The organism is Chromobacterium sp. IRSSSOUMB001, from assembly GCF_023507765.1.
Taxonomy (GTDB): Bacteria; Pseudomonadota; Gammaproteobacteria; order Burkholderiales; family Chromobacteriaceae; genus Chromobacterium; species Chromobacterium haemolyticum.
Genome location: NZ_JALCYU010000019.1, coordinates 1 through 15,165 on the forward strand (window position 1 = coordinate 1; position 15,165 = coordinate 15,165).

15 protein-coding genes are annotated in these 15,165 nt (G+C 64.1%); 6 read left to right on the plus strand and 9 right to left on the minus strand.

Features of this window, described 5'->3' with window-relative positions:
• Positions 1-84 precede the first annotated feature (84 nt).
• Complete coding sequence (locus MOV80_RS20535) at positions 85-594, minus strand: hypothetical protein (RefSeq protein ID WP_019104329.1); 510 nt, start codon at positions 592-594, stop codon at positions 85-87.
• Between the two features lie 33 nt (positions 595-627).
• Here MOV80_RS20535 and MOV80_RS20540 point away from each other — a divergent pair, with 33 nt between their 5' ends.
• Together MOV80_RS20540 and MOV80_RS20545 are read left to right on the plus strand one after the other, a co-directional pair.
• Positions 628-957 carry a hypothetical protein gene (locus MOV80_RS20540; protein WP_249605451.1) on the plus strand — a complete coding sequence of 110 codons (330 nt, stop codon included), beginning with the start codon at positions 628-630 and terminating at the stop codon, positions 955-957.
• A 304-nt stretch (positions 958-1,261) separates the two neighbouring features.
• A complete protein-coding gene (locus tag MOV80_RS20545) occupies positions 1,262-2,947 on the plus strand; it encodes a S8 family serine peptidase (RefSeq protein ID WP_052051945.1) in 1,686 nt (561 codons plus the stop codon).
• A 20-nt stretch (positions 2,948-2,967) separates the two neighbouring features.
• Here the strand turns inward: MOV80_RS20545 and dhaL are convergent, their stop codons facing one another.
• Genes dhaL through MOV80_RS20580 form a run of 7 tightly spaced genes read right to left on the minus strand, consistent with a single transcriptional unit; the run spans position 2,968 to position 10,117 of the window.
• On the minus strand, positions 2,968-3,639 hold the full coding sequence (dhaL, locus tag MOV80_RS20550; RefSeq protein ID WP_118268094.1) for a dihydroxyacetone kinase subunit DhaL: 672 nt from the start codon (positions 3,637-3,639) through the stop codon (positions 2,968-2,970).
• Positions 3,633-4,643, minus strand: coding sequence for a dihydroxyacetone kinase subunit DhaK (locus tag MOV80_RS20555; protein ID WP_118268095.1), 1,011 nt, complete (start codon positions 4,641-4,643; stop codon positions 3,633-3,635). The genes dhaL and MOV80_RS20555 overlap by 7 nt, the downstream gene beginning before the upstream one ends.
• A gap of 10 nt (positions 4,644-4,653) precedes the next feature.
• The gene (locus MOV80_RS20560) at positions 4,654-5,433 is read right to left on the minus strand and encodes a GolD/DthD family dehydrogenase (protein ID WP_019104331.1); all 780 of its coding nucleotides are present in this window, start codon (positions 5,431-5,433) and stop codon (positions 4,654-4,656) included.
• Between the two features lie 11 nt (positions 5,434-5,444).
• Positions 5,445-6,539 carry an alcohol dehydrogenase catalytic domain-containing protein gene (locus MOV80_RS20565; protein WP_107732652.1) on the minus strand — a complete coding sequence of 365 codons (1,095 nt, stop codon included), beginning with the start codon at positions 6,537-6,539 and terminating at the stop codon, positions 5,445-5,447.
• Positions 6,540-6,550: 11 nt separating this feature from the next.
• Complete coding sequence (locus MOV80_RS20570) at positions 6,551-7,552, minus strand: substrate-binding domain-containing protein (protein WP_043590266.1); 1,002 nt, start codon at positions 7,550-7,552, stop codon at positions 6,551-6,553.
• Between the two features lie 53 nt (positions 7,553-7,605).
• Positions 7,606-8,598, minus strand: coding sequence for an ABC transporter permease (locus MOV80_RS20575; protein ID WP_249605452.1), 993 nt, complete (start codon positions 8,596-8,598; stop codon positions 7,606-7,608).
• A gap of 40 nt (positions 8,599-8,638) precedes the next feature.
• Positions 8,639-10,117: a sugar ABC transporter ATP-binding protein gene (locus tag MOV80_RS20580; RefSeq protein ID WP_043590268.1), complete on the minus strand. Its 1,479-nt coding sequence runs from the start codon at positions 10,115-10,117 to the stop codon at positions 8,639-8,641.
• A 302-nt stretch (positions 10,118-10,419) separates the two neighbouring features.
• On the opposite strand from MOV80_RS20580, the gene MOV80_RS20585 reads away from it, so the two are divergent.
• The 3 genes from MOV80_RS20585 to MOV80_RS20595 all read left to right on the plus strand — a co-directional run bounded on the left by MOV80_RS20585 (position 10,420) and on the right by MOV80_RS20595 (position 13,710).
• The gene (locus MOV80_RS20585) at positions 10,420-10,893 is read left to right on the plus strand and encodes an RpiB/LacA/LacB family sugar-phosphate isomerase (RefSeq protein WP_019104336.1); all 474 of its coding nucleotides are present in this window, start codon (positions 10,420-10,422) and stop codon (positions 10,891-10,893) included.
• 75 nt (positions 10,894-10,968) lie between these two features.
• Complete coding sequence (locus MOV80_RS20590) at positions 10,969-11,931, plus strand: sugar-binding transcriptional regulator (RefSeq protein ID WP_019104337.1); 963 nt, start codon at positions 10,969-10,971, stop codon at positions 11,929-11,931.
• Between the two features lie 150 nt (positions 11,932-12,081).
• Positions 12,082-13,710: a methyl-accepting chemotaxis protein gene (locus tag MOV80_RS20595; RefSeq protein WP_019104338.1), complete on the plus strand. Its 1,629-nt coding sequence runs from the start codon at positions 12,082-12,084 to the stop codon at positions 13,708-13,710.
• 55 nt (positions 13,711-13,765) lie between these two features.
• Here the strand turns inward: MOV80_RS20595 and gloA are convergent, their stop codons facing one another.
• The gene (gene gloA / locus MOV80_RS20600; protein WP_019104339.1) at positions 13,766-14,161 is read right to left on the minus strand and encodes a lactoylglutathione lyase; all 396 of its coding nucleotides are present in this window, start codon (positions 14,159-14,161) and stop codon (positions 13,766-13,768) included.
• Between the two features lie 158 nt (positions 14,162-14,319).
• Between gloA and MOV80_RS20605 the strand changes: the two genes are divergently transcribed.
• A complete protein-coding gene (locus MOV80_RS20605; RefSeq protein WP_118268098.1) occupies positions 14,320-15,162 on the plus strand; it encodes a LysR family transcriptional regulator in 843 nt (280 codons plus the stop codon).
• Positions 15,163-15,165: the final 3 nt, after the last annotated feature.

The window sequence follows — 15,165 nt, forward strand, 5'->3', positions numbered from 1 at the left end:
AGACTTTGAACAGGTTCTTAGACCCACTAATACAAGCTCGCAGAGAGGCACGCCCGTGACACGGCAAGGAGTCTCAACACAGGATCAGGGATTGACCGGATAGGCGGTCAACAAAACCCAACTGCCCCGCACCACTTCGAAATCCAGTTGCACGCTGGAGAACTGCGAGCGGGTCTGCGCGGTGCACTTGCCGGTGGCGTCCGCCGCGGTGCAGCTATAGCCGCCTATCTTGTCTTTCTTCAGCACGCTGTAGACGGTGACGCTCTGGCGAGCGTGGTTGCCGGAACACTGGACAGCGACGCCGGTGTATTTCTTGGGGTCCACGTAGTTGTTCCAGAAGCCGGTGTATTCCTCCACGCTGGTGAACAGGGTCTTGCCCACCTGGCTGGTGCCGGCCGGCGGCGTGGCTCCATAGATATGCTGGTTGAGGTGGCCGCCCGCGGCGTTGTTATTGGCGGACACACCGCTGGTCTTGACGCTGGGAATGGCCCGACATTCTACGGCGTGGGCCAGACTGGGCAGGCCGGCGGCGATCAGTAGCGCGATGGCCATGGACAAGCGGTTAAGGGGGGTTTTCTGGGCGTTTTGGCTCATGATGAAACTCCTTGTGGAGAATGGGAAGGCCGGATGGCTTTGCCGCTAGCCGCAGGGCGGCAAGGAGGCTTCCGCCAAGACCGCGCAAACATTCGTGGACTCGCTTTTGACACCGCAGCGCTGACATGTGGCGGCGCCCAAATTACTCATACAGCATTGTTTATAATTCACCTAAAAAGAATGTCAAATGGATTTTTTACGTCAATATACCGTGCATTTAAGTTAATCACCCAGTCCATGTTCATTGCCCCGCCTCCTGCGGCGGCCAGCCTTGGCGTCTCCGTTGCTGGCCAGGTTTGGCTGGCAAAAAAATGCCATCGCAAAATTGTTCACATTGAAACATTCTCCCAACAGAATATATGATTCGTCATTGTGAAATTAAATCTAAAAGCCCACACTATTTGCCCACCTCCTATATTCACTGCTGATTTTTCTCACTCACAATAGCATTGCTATGTATGCATTTTGTCCTCGCTTTGTTTTTAATGTGCATTCTGGGGAAATTAATATCGAAAACTCAGACTCCAAACCGGGTCCGTCATGATTTACGCATTTGATTGCCATGCATTTCCCGCAGCAATGACACACGATGCGGCGTCAAACGCATGGGATTGACGGCAATTGGTTTTGCCCTGGTTTTTCGCTGAACATTAATGGAGGATTCCCCATGGAAGTCAAATTTGGCAAAAAGAACGAGCCCTCGTTTTTTCTGGAGAAGAGCAAGGATTTAATTGCGGTGCGCACTCGAGACAATCAGCCAATTTCCACTAAGCTCAGCGCCACAATGCCAGCCGGCATCGCCAGCGGCGAGTTGGTATTGCAGTTTCCGGATGCGGGTTTGGAGGTGTACCGGGTGCCGCCGGGCCAGCAATCCGTCAATACGCGGAAAACCAGTTTGCGCGGTTTGCCCGAAGTGCGTTTCGCCGGCAGCGCGCTGGTTGACCGGCTCACTGGCGAGCCGGTGATTTACACCGAGAACATTTTCATCAAGTTTATTGATTCGCTGGATGAGCAAAGCTGCCTGGCCATCCTCCACGCCGCCGGCCTCACGGTGAAGCAGCGGCCGGCTTACGCCGCCAACGCTTATTTTGCCGCGGCCAAGGAAGGCAGCGGCACACTGGTGTTTCAAACCGCGCTGGATTTGCTGCAACGCAAGGAGGTGGAGTACTGCCACCCTGAGCTGCTGCGCCAGCGCAAGCGGCGCGCCATTCACCCGAATCAGTGGCATCTGAAGAAAACCACGGTCAGTTATCAGGCGGAAATCGACGCCAGCGCCAATGTGGAGGCGGCGCATCGCCTGAGCCAGGGGGAAGGAGTTGTGATCGCGGTGATCGACGACGGCGTGGATATCGAGCACCCGGAGTTTGCCGTGCCGGGCAAAATCGTGGCGCCGGCGGATGTCAGCGATCCCACCGCCAGCACGGACCCCCGGCCCAAGCAAGCGGGGGACAACCATGGCACGGCGGTGGCGGGCGTGGCTTGCGCCAGCGGCCGCTACGGCGCCAGCGGCGTGGCCCCCAAGGCGCGGCTGATGCCGATCCGCCTGGCCAGCGATTTGGGCTCGATGGCAGAGGCCTTCTCTTTCTTATGGGCGGCCAATCAAGGCGCCGACGTCATTTGTTGCAGTTGGGGACCGAGTGACGGCGCTTGGTTCGACCCGGCCGACCCGCTGCACCATCAGGTGGCGGCCTTGCCTGCCAGTACGCGGCTGGCGATGGATTACGCCGTCCAGCAAGGACGGGGCGGCAAGGGTTGCGTAATCTTTTTTGCGGCCGGCAATGGTAATGAAAGCGTGGATAACGATGGTTACGCCAGCTACGAAAAGGTGACGGCGGTGGCGGCTTGCAATGAGTACAGCCGGCGCAGCATCTACAGCGATTACGGCCATGCGGTCTGGTGCGCTTTTCCCAGCGCCGATATTACCCACCCGGACCCGAGCATTCGGCCGGAGCCGGAGCCGGATGGCCGGCCGCCACGCAGCCGCGGCATATGGACTTCGGATCGCAGCGGCGGGGCCGGCTACAATTCTGGCAGCATCGACAGCGGGGACCAGTGGGGCAATTACACCGATGATTTTGGCGGCACTTCCAGCGCTTGCCCCGGCGCGGCCGGCGTAGCGGCCTTGATCCTGGCGGCACATCCGGCCTTGGGTTGGCAGGAGGTGCGCAACATCATCGCGCAGAGTTGCGACAAGATTTCGCACCCCGGCGATGGCGAAGGCGGCCAGTACGATGGCAAGGGCCACAGCCGGTTTTACGGCTATGGCCGGGTGAACGCCGAAAACGCGGTACTCATCGCCAAGCGGTTGGCTCAGGCCGAGCCGCAGCCCGCGCCAGCCCTCCCCGTCGATTGATCCGTCCCAGCGGCGCGCCTTCAGCCGGCAGACGGCTTGACGGCGCGCAGCACAGCCTCCGCCAGGGTACGCAGCAGTAATTCGCATGACGCGGCCCCGGCGTCCAGCACACCAATAGAACGCGGGCCCAGGCGGGCGGCGCGTCCCAACCGGGCCTGCATCATGCGGGTGGACTCCAAGCCCTGCGCCGCCGCCGCTTGCATCGCCCGCAGACACTGCGGCCAGCCCTCCCCGCTGGCCAGCGCTTGCTGATAAGCATCCCGCGCCGGCAGCAACACGTCGACCAGGGTTTTGTCGCCGGCGCGCGCGCCGCCCATGTCCAGCACCGCCTCCGTGCCGGCGGCCAGCGCCGCACCGAAGCCGGCGGCATCCAGCCGGGGCCGCGAATCCAGCGTGTCCGCCATGGCCAGGAACAGGCTGCCGTACAGCGGCCCCATCGAGCCGCCGATGTCGTCCATCAGACTGCGGGCCAGCAGCTGCAATGCCTGCGGCAGCGGCGGCAAAGCCGGCAAGGCGTCCAGCGATTGCCGGCACAGGCCAAAGCCCTTGCTCATATTGACGCCGTGGTCGCCGTCGCCAATCGCGCCGTCGATTTCGCTGAGGCGGTCGCGCTGGCTGCGAATGGCCTCTATCATCGCCGGCACCGCCTGGACGGTGGCGGCCCACGGCAGGCTTGCGTCCGGGCTCAACATGGCAGCGCTCCCACCGTCCAGGCCGGGGATTGGCAAGGGTGGTCCAGGCCGGCGGCCAGTTCCGGCGTCAGCTTCATCAGGGTGACGCTGGCGCCCATCATCTCCAGCGCGGTGAAGTAATTGCCCACCAGCGGCCGGTCCACCTGGATGCCGCGCACCTGCAGTTGAGCGGACAGCTCGCCATAGAGGATGTATTGCTCCATCAACGGGGTGGCGCCCATGCCGGACAAGAGCAAGGCCACCCGGTCGCCCTGCTGCAAGGGCAGGTCGGCCAGCAGGGTTTCCAGCATCAGTTCCGCCATTTGTCTGGCGCTGGCGGTGGGCAGCACCTGGACGCCGGGCTCGCCGTGGTGGCCAATGCCCACTTCCATTTGACCGTCGGAGATGTGGAAATTGGCCTTGCCCGCCGCCGGAATGGTGCAGGCGGACAAGCCGATGCCCATGCTGCGGGTGTGAGCAATGGCCTGGCGCGCGGCGTCCGCCACCTGTTCCAGGCTGCCTCCCTGCGCGGCGTGGGCCGCGGCCACCTTCCACATCAGGATTTCGCCGGCCACGCCGCGGCGACGCTCGCGCTCTTGAGCCGGCGCGGAGGGCACGTCGTCGTTGGCCACCACCGCCTCGACTCGCACGCCGGCCTGCTCGGCCAGGCGCATCGCCATTTTCACATTCATATTGTCGCCGGCGTAGTTGCCATACAGGCAAACCACGCCCGCGCCGCCGTCGGCGGCGGCGAATGCATCGGCAAAGCTCTTGGCGCTGGGCGAGGAGAACACTTCGCCGACTGCCACGGCGTCCAGCAGGTGGCGGCCCAGATAGCCGAGAAATGCCGGCTCGTGACCGGAGCCGCCGCCGCTGACGATGCCGACGCGGCCGGGCGCGCCGGCGTAGATGGATTTGAGCACGCGTGGGTTGCCGGTGGCGACAACACTGCCATTGTGCGCGGCCAGGAAGCCGATCAACATGTCTTCGACCATGCGATCGGGATGGTTGAGGATGCGGTTCATGGTGCAGCTCCTATAAGGCGGTGTAGCCGCCATCTATCAACAGGTTCTCGCCGGTGATCATCGCGGCGTGCTCGCTGGCCAGGTAGGCCGCCAACGCGGCCACCTCGTCCGGGCGGACAAAGCGGCCCAGCGGTATCCGCCGCCGCATGTCCTCGCCCACCGCGCCGGCCCAGGCCTGGCGGCCCAACTCGGTGGCCACCACGGTGGGGGAAATGGCGTTGACGGTAATGCCGTGGGCCGCCCACTCCGCCGCCAGCACCCGGGTCAGCGCCACCAGGCCGGCCTTGCTGGCGCAGTAAGCGCTGTGGCGTTCCAGCGCCACCACGCTGGCCTGGGAAGCGATATTGACGATGCGGCCGCCGCCCTGCTGGCGCATCAAGCGGCCGGCGGCCTGGGCCAGCAAGAACGGAGCCTTCAGATTGAGCGTCATGGTGGCGTCCCATGCCGCTTCGCTCACGTCGTCGGCGTGGTCCAGCAGCGCAATGCCGGCGTTGTTGATCAGGATGTCCAGCCGCTTGCCCCAGCCGTGTGTCTGACGCACCACTTGCTCGGCGTTGCCGCTGACGCCGAGGTCGGCGACTATCGCCAGATGGCGCCGCGGGCCGCCGGCCAGTTGCGGCAGGCGCTCTTTCACGCCGCTGCTGATGTCCGCCAGCGCCACTGCCGCGCCCAGTTCCGCCAGCCGCTCGGCGATGGCCAGGCCGATGCCGGCGGCGGCGCCGGTGACCAGGGCCACCTTGCCGTCAAGCTTGAAGCCGGCGTCCCAAGCCCGGTTTGCGCTTCCTTCCATTGCGTTCTCCATCAGGCCTCTCCCGGCAACAACATGACCTTGAGCGAGCGGTCGCCGCTGCGCACCAGGTCGAAACCCTCTCGAAAGCGCGCCAGCGGCAGCGCGTGGGTGACCACGCCCTGGGTGGGCAAGCTTTGGTCCAGGATGCCGTTGATCACGTGCGGATAGCAGTAAGGCCCCAGATGGGACCCCAGGATGTCCAGCTCCTTGCGGTCGCTGATGATGCTCCAGTCTTCGCACACCGGGTCCTTGAACACGCCCACTTCCACAAAACGGCCCAGCTTGCGCAGCATGGCCAGGCCCTGGCTGACGGATTTTGGATGGCCGGTAACCTCGATGTAGATGTCGCAGCCATAGCCGTCGGTCAGCCGCTTGACCTCGGCATTGACGTCGTCGCGGCGCGGGTTCAGGGTCAGGTCGGCGCCAAAGCGGCGCGCCAGCTCCAAACGATCATCGAACAGATCAAGCGCAATCAGCTTGCCCGGCCCGGCCTTGCGCGCGGCGCCGATAATGCCCAGGCCCAGGGTGCCGGCGCCGGACACCACCACCACGTCGCCCAACTGGATCTGCGCGCGCTGCACCGCGTGAAAGGAGCAGGCATAGGGTTCGATCAGCACTGCCTGCTCCAGCGGCAGCGAGTCCGGCACTCGATAGGTAATCGCTTCCTTGGTGAACTTCATGTATTCGGCCATGCCGCCGTTGACGTTGTGCTGGAAACCGTACAGATCGTGTTTCTCGCACATCCAGTACTGGCCGCGGCGGCAAAAACGGCAGGCCCAGCACGGCACAATCTGTTCGGAGATCACCCGTTCCCCAATGGCGAACTGGGTCACGCCGGCGCCCAGCTTGACGATGCGGCCGATGAATTCGTGGCCGGGTATCATCGGCGCCTTGATGTAGGCGGGCTGGTTCTCGTCGCCCCAGAAGCTGGGCGCGCCGTCATAGGCTTTCAGGTCTCCGGCGCAAATGCCGCAGCCTTCCACCTTTACCAGAATTTCACCCGGCCCCGGCTCCGGCACCGCCACGGTTTCCAGCCGGTAATCGCCCGGGGCGTAGGCCACCACCGCCTGCATGGCGGCGGGAATGAGGGTTTCGCTTGCGCTCATGGCCGTCTCCTTCAAGCGCCGGGCTTGAGTTTGGCCAGCAGCGCGTCGGCATTGGCCGGGGTGATGGTGGTCCAGGGCACGTCGTAACGCTTGGCCGCGCCGCCGGCCCAGGGCATCGGCTTGGCGTATTCGCGCCAGATGTCGGAACGCGGTTGGTAAGCCGGCCCCTTGACCGCGCGCAGGGCCAGGTCCAACGCGCCCTGCGCCTGGGCCTTGGCGTCCTGGAAGAAGCTGACCATCAAGGTGCCGTTTTTCACCGCCACAATTCCGTCACGAATGCCGTCGATGCCGGCGGCCGGCATTTTCCTGGGGTCCAGGCCCTTGCCGCGCACCGCTTCCAATCCGCCCAGCGCGATGTCGTCGTTCTGACCGATCAGGCCGTTGATCTGGCCCGGCCGCGCGGTCAGCCAGTTTTCCATCAGCGTCAGCGCCTCCGCGCGCGACCAGTTGGCCGGCTTGCGCTCCAGCACCTTGATGCCGGGATAACGCGCCAGCGCCTTCTGGTTGCCCGCGCTGCGCTCCAGCTGCGCGGACTGGCCGATGGGGCCTTCCATGATCACCACATTGCCCTTGCCCTTCAGCGCCTTGGCCACGGCCTCGGCCTGCAACTCTCCCGCCACGGTGTCGTTGTTGCCGATATAGGCGGTGAGCTGGTCGCCGTTGACGCGGGTATTGGACCCTATCACCGGAATCTTGGCGCGCGCGGCTTTGGCCACCGCTTCCGCCCCGGCGGCGATGTCGATGGGCACGAACAGGATGGCGTCGTACTTCTGGGTGATCATGGTGTCGAACTGGTTGTTCTGGGTCAGCGCGTCGTAGCGGCCGTCAAACACCGTGATCTGCACCGAGCCGTCCTTCACCGCCGGATGCCGCTTCAACGCGTCCACCCACATTTGCATGAATTCGCCCTTGAGTCCGTAGACTGCCGCGCCGATGCGCAGCGGCTGGGCCGCCCAGGCAGGGAGCGCCAGTGCGCAGAGCAGCGCCGCAGCGCCAAATTTGAACCGTTGCATGCTCCATTCCTCCTTTGAGATTGCGCCGTGACTGGCGCGGCAAGGCGTTTGGCTCAGGCTTGCCTGTGACGCGAACCGTCCAGCAATACCGCCGCCACGATGATCACGCCCTTGATCAACTGCTGGTAATAAGACGACACCCCCATCAGATCGAGCCCGTTGTTGATCACGCCGATGATCAAGGCCCCCATCACGGTGCCAAGCACCGAGCCGACGCCGCCGGAAAGGCTGGCGCCGCCGATCACCACCGCGGCGATGGCGTCCAGTTCATAAGCCACGCCGGCCTTCGGCAGCGCCGCTGTGGTGCGAGCGGTGAGAATGAGGCCGGCCAACCCGGACAGGCCGCCGGCAATCAGGTAGACGCAGAAGGTGATCCAGCGGGTGCGGATGCCGCTGGTGCGCGCGCTTTTTTCATTGCCGCCCACGGCGTAGACATAGCGGCCGAACACGGTATGGGACAGCGTGAACCAGGCCAGCGCGGCCACCAGCGCGAAAATCAATACCGGCAGCGGCAGCCCGGCCCACTCGCCCTGACCAATCAGACGGAAGCCGTCCGGCAGGCTGGAAACCGGCATGCCGTCGCTGTAGATGTAGGTCAGCCCGCGCGCGGCGCTGAGCATGCCCAGGGTGGCGACGAAGGACGGCACCGCCAGCCGCGCCACCAGCAGGCCGTTGACCGCGCCCAGCGCCAGGCCGCAGCCCAGGCCGGCCAGCAGCGCCGGAGCGACGCCGGCTTCCGGCCGGATGGCCAGGCTGGCGGCCACCATGCCGGCGAAGGCCAGCACCGCGCCCACCGACAGGTCGATGCCGCGGCTGAGAATGACGAAGGTCATGCCCACCGCCAGGATGCCGTTGATCGAGGTCTGGCGCAGGATGTTGGCCCAGTTGTCCCAACTGAGGAAATACGGGCTGGCCAGGCTCAGCAGCAGACAAAGCAATAAGAGCGCGGCGACGATGCCGTAGCGCGACAGGGCGGCGCGCCAGCCGGCGCGTCCAGGCAGCCGCGCGGCGAAGGCCGACGCTTTGGGGCTCAGGGAATCGTCCATCGGTTTTCCTTTTCTGGTGATTTCTTGGTGACGGCGGCGCTCAGGAAGCCAGGTGCAGCAAACCCTGCTGGCTGGCCTCCGCCCCATCCAGCATCGCCACCAGCCGGCCGGCCTTGAACACGGCGATGCGGTCGCTCAACTCCAGGATTTCCGGCGCTTCCGACGACACCAGCAGCACGGCTCCGCCTCCGCGGACAAAGTCGTCCAGAAAGGCGTACACCTCGCGCTTGGCGCCCTCGTCGATGCCGCGGGTGGGCTCGTCGCACAACAGGCAACGCGGCTGGGCGGCCAGGCAGCGGGCCAGTACCACTTTCTGTTGATTGCCGCCGCTCATCCGCCCGGCGGGCATCGCCGGCGAGGCGGCCTTGACGCGCAAGCGCCGGCACAAATCGGTCACCAAGGCCCGCTGCGCCGCTCGCCGCACCACGCCGCCGCGCGCCAGCCGCGGCAGCACCGGATAGGCGATGTTGTCGGCCACCGAGGCAGACAGCACCAGCCCGCTGTCCTTGCGGTCCTCCGTCACCAGGGCCAAGCCGGCGCGGATGGCTCCGGCCGGGCTGGTCGGCACCTCGCGGCCTGCCAGCCGCACGCTGCCGCGCTGGCGCCGGCTCAAGCCGTACAGGCAGTTGAGCAGCTCGCTGCGGCCGGAGCCCAGCAGGCCGTAGATGCCGACGATCTCGCCGGGCCGCACCGCCAGGCTGATGTCGTGAAACTCGCCGTCCCGCCCCAGCCCTTCCACCTGCAGCAACGGCTCGGCGCTGACGGACGGGCGGCGGCTGCGCTCGCCGCGCAGCTCCCGGCCAACAATCTGGCCCACCAGATGCGGGCGGTCGATATCGGCCAGCCGGCCGCTTTCGACGAAAGCGCCGTCGCGAAACACGGTGTAGCGGTCGGCAATCTCGAAAATCTCAGACAAGCGGTGCGACACATAGATGATGCCGGCGCCGTGGGCGGCCAGGCGGCGGACCGCGGCGAACAGCGCTTCGGTCTCCCGCTCTCCCAGCGAGGACGTGGGTTCGTCCATGATCAGGATGTCGCTGTCGCGGTTGAAGGCCTTGGCGATTTCCACCAGCTGAGTCTGCGCCAGGCTCAGCCGCGACATCGGCCAGCGCGGATCAAGGTCGAAATCCAGCCGCTGCAACAGCGTCTCGGCCTCGGCCAGTTGGCGGCGGCGGTCCACCAAAGCGCCCCAGAGACGCGGCTCGCGGCCCAGAGTCAGGTTTTCCGCCACGCTCATGCCCGGCACCGGCAACAGTTCCTGCGAGATCATGGCGATGCGCCGGTTCAGCGCCGCCAGCGGCGAGGCGAAATCCACCTCCCGCCCCCTCAGCCGCAAACTGCCGCCGTCTCTGCGCAACAAACCCATCACTATGCCCAGAAAGGTGGATTTGCCGGCGCCGTTGCCTCCGCACAAGGCATGCACGCTGCCCGCGCCCAGCTCCAGGCAGCCATTGCGCAGGGCCACCACGCCGTTAAAGGATTTCGCAATGCCCATCGCCTGCAGTAGCACGGTTTCCATTAGCGCCTCCGACCAGAACAAATGTTCATTAATTGAACACATGCTAAGCAGCGGATTTTGCTAACGTCAATTCAAACCAGCCATACAACAATCATGCAGCGCAAGATCATTTCCCATAAAATGCTTAATTAATTTGTTAATTCCGCAATAGGCAAGCACTACAGTGCATGCTGCAAGTGCAATAAGTGCATGGTGGCTTTTCAGCAACAACAATGAAAAACTTTCCATTAATTGAAATTACGTTCATTGTATTCACCAACAGCGCCACCCGCGCTCCACGCCACTCAGCCAAGGAGAGCCAGATGCATATCGCCATCGCTTGCGACGAGGCCGCGTTCGACCTCAAGGAAATCCTGCTGCGCCATCTGCAGGCGCAAGGCCGCCAGGTCAGCGACTGCGGGGTGTACGACCGCCAGCCGGCCTTGTACGCCGACATCGCCATTCCCATCGCCGAGCAAATCATCGCCGGCCGCTACAGCCATGCGGTTCTGTTATGCGGCACGGGCATCGGCATGGCCATCGCCGCCAACAAGGTGCCCGGCATCCGCGCCGCGCAATGCCATGACACCTACTCCGCCGAGCGGGCCAAACGCAGCAACGACGCGCAGATCATCACGCTGGGCGCGCGCGTGGTGGGGCCGGAACTGGCCAAGCGCATCGTGGACACCTGGCTGGAGGCGCGGTTTGACGGCGGGGCATCGCAGCCTAAACTGGACAGAATCAGTCAATACGAGCAGGCCTCCCCGCGCCGTGATGGTGATGGAGAGCCGAGCTGAGGCCAGACCACGCTCCGCCGATTTGGCATAAACTGGCGGCCCCGCCCCTGCCGGCGGCCTGACAAAGAGGAAGGCATGAATCAAGACGAGCTGACAGAACTGGCGACCCTTTATTACGTGGACAACCACACCCAGGAGGCGCTGGCCAAGCGCTTCGGCATTTCGCGCGCCACCGTCAGCCGCATGCTGCGCAAGGCCCAGGAAGAAGGCGTGGTGGAAATCCGCGTGCGCCAACATCCGGCTTACGCCAACGGCCTGGAACAGGAACTGCGTCAGCGCTTTGGCATCCAGCGCGCCATCATCGCCATCGATCATCAGGACGGCGACAAGCAACGCGCGTTGCTGGCGGCTCAAGTGGCCACCTATCTGGACCAGGCGCTGGACGACGGCATGGTGGTAGCCGTGGGCATGGGCCGCAATATCAGCGCGGTGTCCGACTACATTTCCACCCCCGCGCGGCGCGAGTGCGCGTTCATCTCAGCCATAGGCGGCGCGTATCGCGGCGGCGAGACCATGAACTCCGATCATATCTGCCGGCGGCTGGCGGCGCGTTTCGGCGGGGAAAGCGAAACCCTGTACGCGCCGGCGCTAATCCGGGACCCCGCATTGCGGCAAAGCCTGCTGGAAAACGATACCGTGCGCCAGACACTGGACCGCGCCCGCCGCGCCGACCTGGCGCTGATTGGCATCGGCGATTTGTCGGAGGACAGCAATATCGTGCGCATGGGCTGGTTTAGCCCAACCGAGATCGCGGAGGCCAAACGCGGCGGCACCATAGGAGATGTGATGGGCTACGACTTCTTCGACATTTACGGCCAGCCTGCCAATACCTCGCTACAGGGCCGCGTGCTGGGCCTCAACCGTAGCGACCTGGAGCGTATTCCCAATGTGATCGCCATCGCCAGCGAGCAGTCCAAGGCCACGGCTCTCTTGGGAGCGCTACGCACCGGGGTGATCGACACCCTGGCCACCACCACGGTCAACGCCATGACGGTAATCAGCCTGGACGACATCACCCGCAAGACGCCAGTAACCTAAACCCCTGACGGCGTGTTCCCCCCGGCAGCAAGATGCGTGCGGATGATTTGATCTAGCCCATTCCGGCAACTATGTTTCATCAAGAAGCCGCGGCTCTGGCAGGGCGCGTCGCGGCACTATAGGCACAATATCTGTCCGGGGGAGCGCTCCATGCTGCACCAGTTGACCGTCAAGCAAAAACTGCTGGCCGGCTTCGGCCTGCTGATCATTCTGATCGCCATCATCGTGGCGGTGGCGATGATGAAGTTGAACACCATAAGCGACAAAATCCGCGATGTGACCGAGGATCGCTATCCCAAGATCATGCTGGCCAACAAGATCAGCGTCACCACGCTGGATGTGGGCCGCTCCATCCGCAACGCCATCATCGTGCAAACGCCGGAAGAAACCGAGACTCATATCAAGAAGGTGGAGGAGTTCCGTGCCGCCAACGCGTCCAATCTGGATCAGATGGAAAAACTGCTGTCCACGCCCAAGGGGAAGGAGCTGTTTGACAAGCTCAAGGCCGCCAGCACTAATCTGGGCGCTCAGTTTGAGCCCTTGTACGCCTTGGCGCGCGCCAATAAGAACGAGGAAGCCAAAACCTTTCTGATGAAAACCTTTGCACCGGCCAACAACGTGTTTTTGAAATCCTTGAAAGAGATGTCGGACTTTCAGGAAGACTTGATGCAAAAGTCTATCGAGGCCAGCAAGACCGCGCAGAGCGAGGCGGTGACGGTACTGCTTACCGTGGCGGTGATCGCCCTGATCGCCGCGGTGGCGATTGCGATGTTCATTGCCAACCTGGTGACGGTGCCGCTACAGAAATCCGCGCAGTTGGTGCGCAATATCAAGCAGGGTGATTTGTCCGGCCACGATGAGCCAATTCCGGAGGCGCGCGACGAGGCCATCGCCATGGCCAAGGATATCCAGGAGATGCGCCAGGGCTTGCGCGAGGTGGTGGCCAGCATCCAGAAAAACGCCAACGAGGTATCCGACTCCGCTCACGAGCTGGCCAGCATGTCCGAGCAAGTAGCCCATGGCGCGCAGCGCCAGTCCGAGGCCACGTCCGAAGCCGCCGCCACCATCGAGGAGCTGACGGTCAGCATCAACCACGTGGCGGACAATTCCAACGAGGCTTCGCGCCAGGCGGCGATGGCCGGCGATCTGGCCAGCCGCGGCGGCCATGCGGTGAAGGCGTCGGTGGGCAATATCGAATCGGTGTCGTCCTCGGTGGCGGCCACTTCAGACCAGATGAAGGGCCTGACTCAGGAAGTGCAGAAGATAGGCAATATCGTCACGGTGATACGCGATGTGGCGGACCAAACCAACTTGCTGGCTTTGAACGCCGCGATCGAGGCGGCGCGCGCCGGCGAGATGGGCCGCGGCTTCGCCGTGGTGGCAGACGAGGTGCGCAAGCTGGCGGAACGCACCGCCAGTTCCGCCCAGGAAATCACTCAGATGATCGGCTCCATCCAAGGCAGCGCCAACCGGGTGGTGGGCAGCATGGAGCAGAGCCTGTCCAGCGTGGGCACGGTGTCCGACGGCGCCAGCCAGGCCACCGACTCCATGCAGGAGATAGAGGGCAGCACCCACTCCATCGTGCATTCCATAGGCAACATCACCAGCGCGCTGAGCGAGCAGCGCACCGCCAGCCTGAACCTGGCGCAAAGCATGGAGCGGGTGTCGCAGATGGCGGAGGAGAACAGCGCCACGGTGGAAGAACTGGCCACCACCTCCAGCCAGCTCAACGCGCTGGCGCAAAACCTGCAGGGCGTAACCGCGCGCTTCCGTCTCTAAAAACGGGGTTCAAACGAGGCGGGCCCGGCAAGCTCGGGCCCGCCCTTCTCCGCGCTCAGTCGTACTGAGTACCCTTCTGGATCAATTCCACCTTGTAACCGTCCGGGTCCAGCAAAAAGGCGATCACGGTGCGGCCGTGTTTCATCGGCCCCGCTTCGCGCGCCACGGTGTAGCCCAGCGCGCGCGCCTGCTCGCAGACGGCGGCGGCGTCGTCCACTTCTATCGCCACATGGCCATAGCCGTTGCCCAGCTGGTAATCGCCCTGATCCCAGTTATGGGTCAGCTCGATGGCGGCGGCCTCGGTTTCATCGCGATAACCGACAAAAGCCAGAGTGAAGCGGCCGTCCGGGAAGTCGTTGCGGCGCAGCAGGCGCATGCCCAGCGCCCGGGTGTAGAAGGCCAGCGCGGCGTCCAGATCGGCCACGCGCAACATGGTGTGCAGAATTCTCATGCGCTTGTTCCTGATGGTTGAGATTAAGAACCTGTTCAGCGTCTGCTGCGCTTCAGCGATACGGCGTTGAACAGGTTCTAAGATCGCGCCATCTTAGCCTCGCACATAATCCATTAAAAGCGACTTATAATGCTGAAATCAATCACAAAAAGCGAAACATGAAACTCTCGCAACTGAATTTCTTCTGCGCGGTGGTGGAGCAAGGCAGCATCGCCGCCGCCGCCGAGCAATTGCACCGGGTGCCGTCCAATCTCACCGCCCGCTTGCAGGAATTGGAGGCGGAACTGGGCGTCAAGCTGTTCAGCCGCGAAAACCGCCGCCTGCTGACCACGCCGGAAGGCCATCTGCTCTACCGCCACGCCCGTGGTCTGCTGCAACAGGCCGACGAGGTGCGAGGCATGTTCGCCGGCGCGCCCGCACGCGGCCTGCTGAGAGTGGGCGCGCTGGACGGCGCTCTGGCCACCCATCTGCCCGCCCGCATCGCCCGCTACCGCCGCCAGCACGCCGAGGTGGAGCTGCATCTGCGCGCCGGCCATTCGTTGCAGTTGGAACGCCAGCTGCAGGACGGGGAGCTGGACCTGATCCTCAGCGACGGGCCGGTGGAGCATCCGCTGCTGACCAGCCGGCTGGCGTTCCGGGAAAAATTGATGCTGATCGCTCCGCTGGATATCGACGCGGCGTCGGCGCAGGCCTTGGCCGGGCTGGAGCTGTACACCTTCGGCGCGGCCTGCCATTACCGCCGGCTGGTGGATCAATGGCTGCAAGCTTCCGGCGTGCGGCCGCGCGCGGTGCTGGAGATAGAATCTTATCCGGCCATCTTCGCCTGCGTCGCCGCCGGCGCCGGCTTTTCCTGCGTGCCGGAAAGCCTGTGCCGGCCGCAAGACGGCTACCGCGGCTTCGCGCTGCCGGATTTGGCTATCAGCGACATCCACTTCATCTGGCGCAAGCAGCAGGAGTCCGCATTGGTGGACGGTTTCATCCAGTCCGTCGTCGCGGACTGAGGC

Excerpts from the sequence above, each read along its gene's own strand:
- MOV80_RS20585 (WP_019104336.1), top strand. The coding sequence starts at position 10,420 with ATGCATATCGCCATCGCTTGCGACGAGGCCGCGTTCGACCTCAAGGAA.
- MOV80_RS20590 (WP_019104337.1), top strand. The coding sequence starts at position 10,969 with ATGAATCAAGACGAGCTGACAGAACTGGCGACCCTTTATTACGTGGAC.
- MOV80_RS20540 (WP_249605451.1), top strand. The coding sequence starts at position 628 with ATGGCTTTGCCGCTAGCCGCAGGGCGGCAAGGAGGCTTCCGCCAAGAC.
- MOV80_RS20570 (WP_043590266.1), bottom strand. The coding sequence starts at position 7,552 with ATGCAACGGTTCAAATTTGGCGCTGCGGCGCTGCTCTGCGCACTGGCG.
- dhaL (WP_118268094.1), bottom strand. The coding sequence starts at position 3,639 with ATGTTGAGCCCGGACGCAAGCCTGCCGTGGGCCGCCACCGTCCAGGCG.
- MOV80_RS20565 (WP_107732652.1), bottom strand. The coding sequence starts at position 6,539 with ATGAGCGCAAGCGAAACCCTCATTCCCGCCGCCATGCAGGCGGTGGTG.
- MOV80_RS20605 (WP_118268098.1), top strand. The coding sequence starts at position 14,320 with ATGAAACTCTCGCAACTGAATTTCTTCTGCGCGGTGGTGGAGCAAGGC.
- MOV80_RS20580 (WP_043590268.1), bottom strand. The coding sequence starts at position 10,117 with ATGGAAACCGTGCTACTGCAGGCGATGGGCATTGCGAAATCCTTTAAC.
- MOV80_RS20545 (WP_052051945.1), top strand. The coding sequence starts at position 1,262 with ATGGAAGTCAAATTTGGCAAAAAGAACGAGCCCTCGTTTTTTCTGGAG.
- MOV80_RS20595 (WP_019104338.1), top strand. The coding sequence starts at position 12,082 with ATGCTGCACCAGTTGACCGTCAAGCAAAAACTGCTGGCCGGCTTCGGC.
- MOV80_RS20535 (WP_019104329.1), bottom strand. The coding sequence starts at position 594 with ATGAGCCAAAACGCCCAGAAAACCCCCCTTAACCGCTTGTCCATGGCC.
- MOV80_RS20560 (WP_019104331.1), bottom strand. The coding sequence starts at position 5,433 with ATGGAAGGAAGCGCAAACCGGGCTTGGGACGCCGGCTTCAAGCTTGAC.
- MOV80_RS20575 (WP_249605452.1), bottom strand. The coding sequence starts at position 8,598 with ATGGACGATTCCCTGAGCCCCAAAGCGTCGGCCTTCGCCGCGCGGCTG.
- MOV80_RS20555 (WP_118268095.1), bottom strand. The coding sequence starts at position 4,643 with ATGAACCGCATCCTCAACCATCCCGATCGCATGGTCGAAGACATGTTG.
- gloA (WP_019104339.1), bottom strand. The coding sequence starts at position 14,161 with ATGAGAATTCTGCACACCATGTTGCGCGTGGCCGATCTGGACGCCGCG.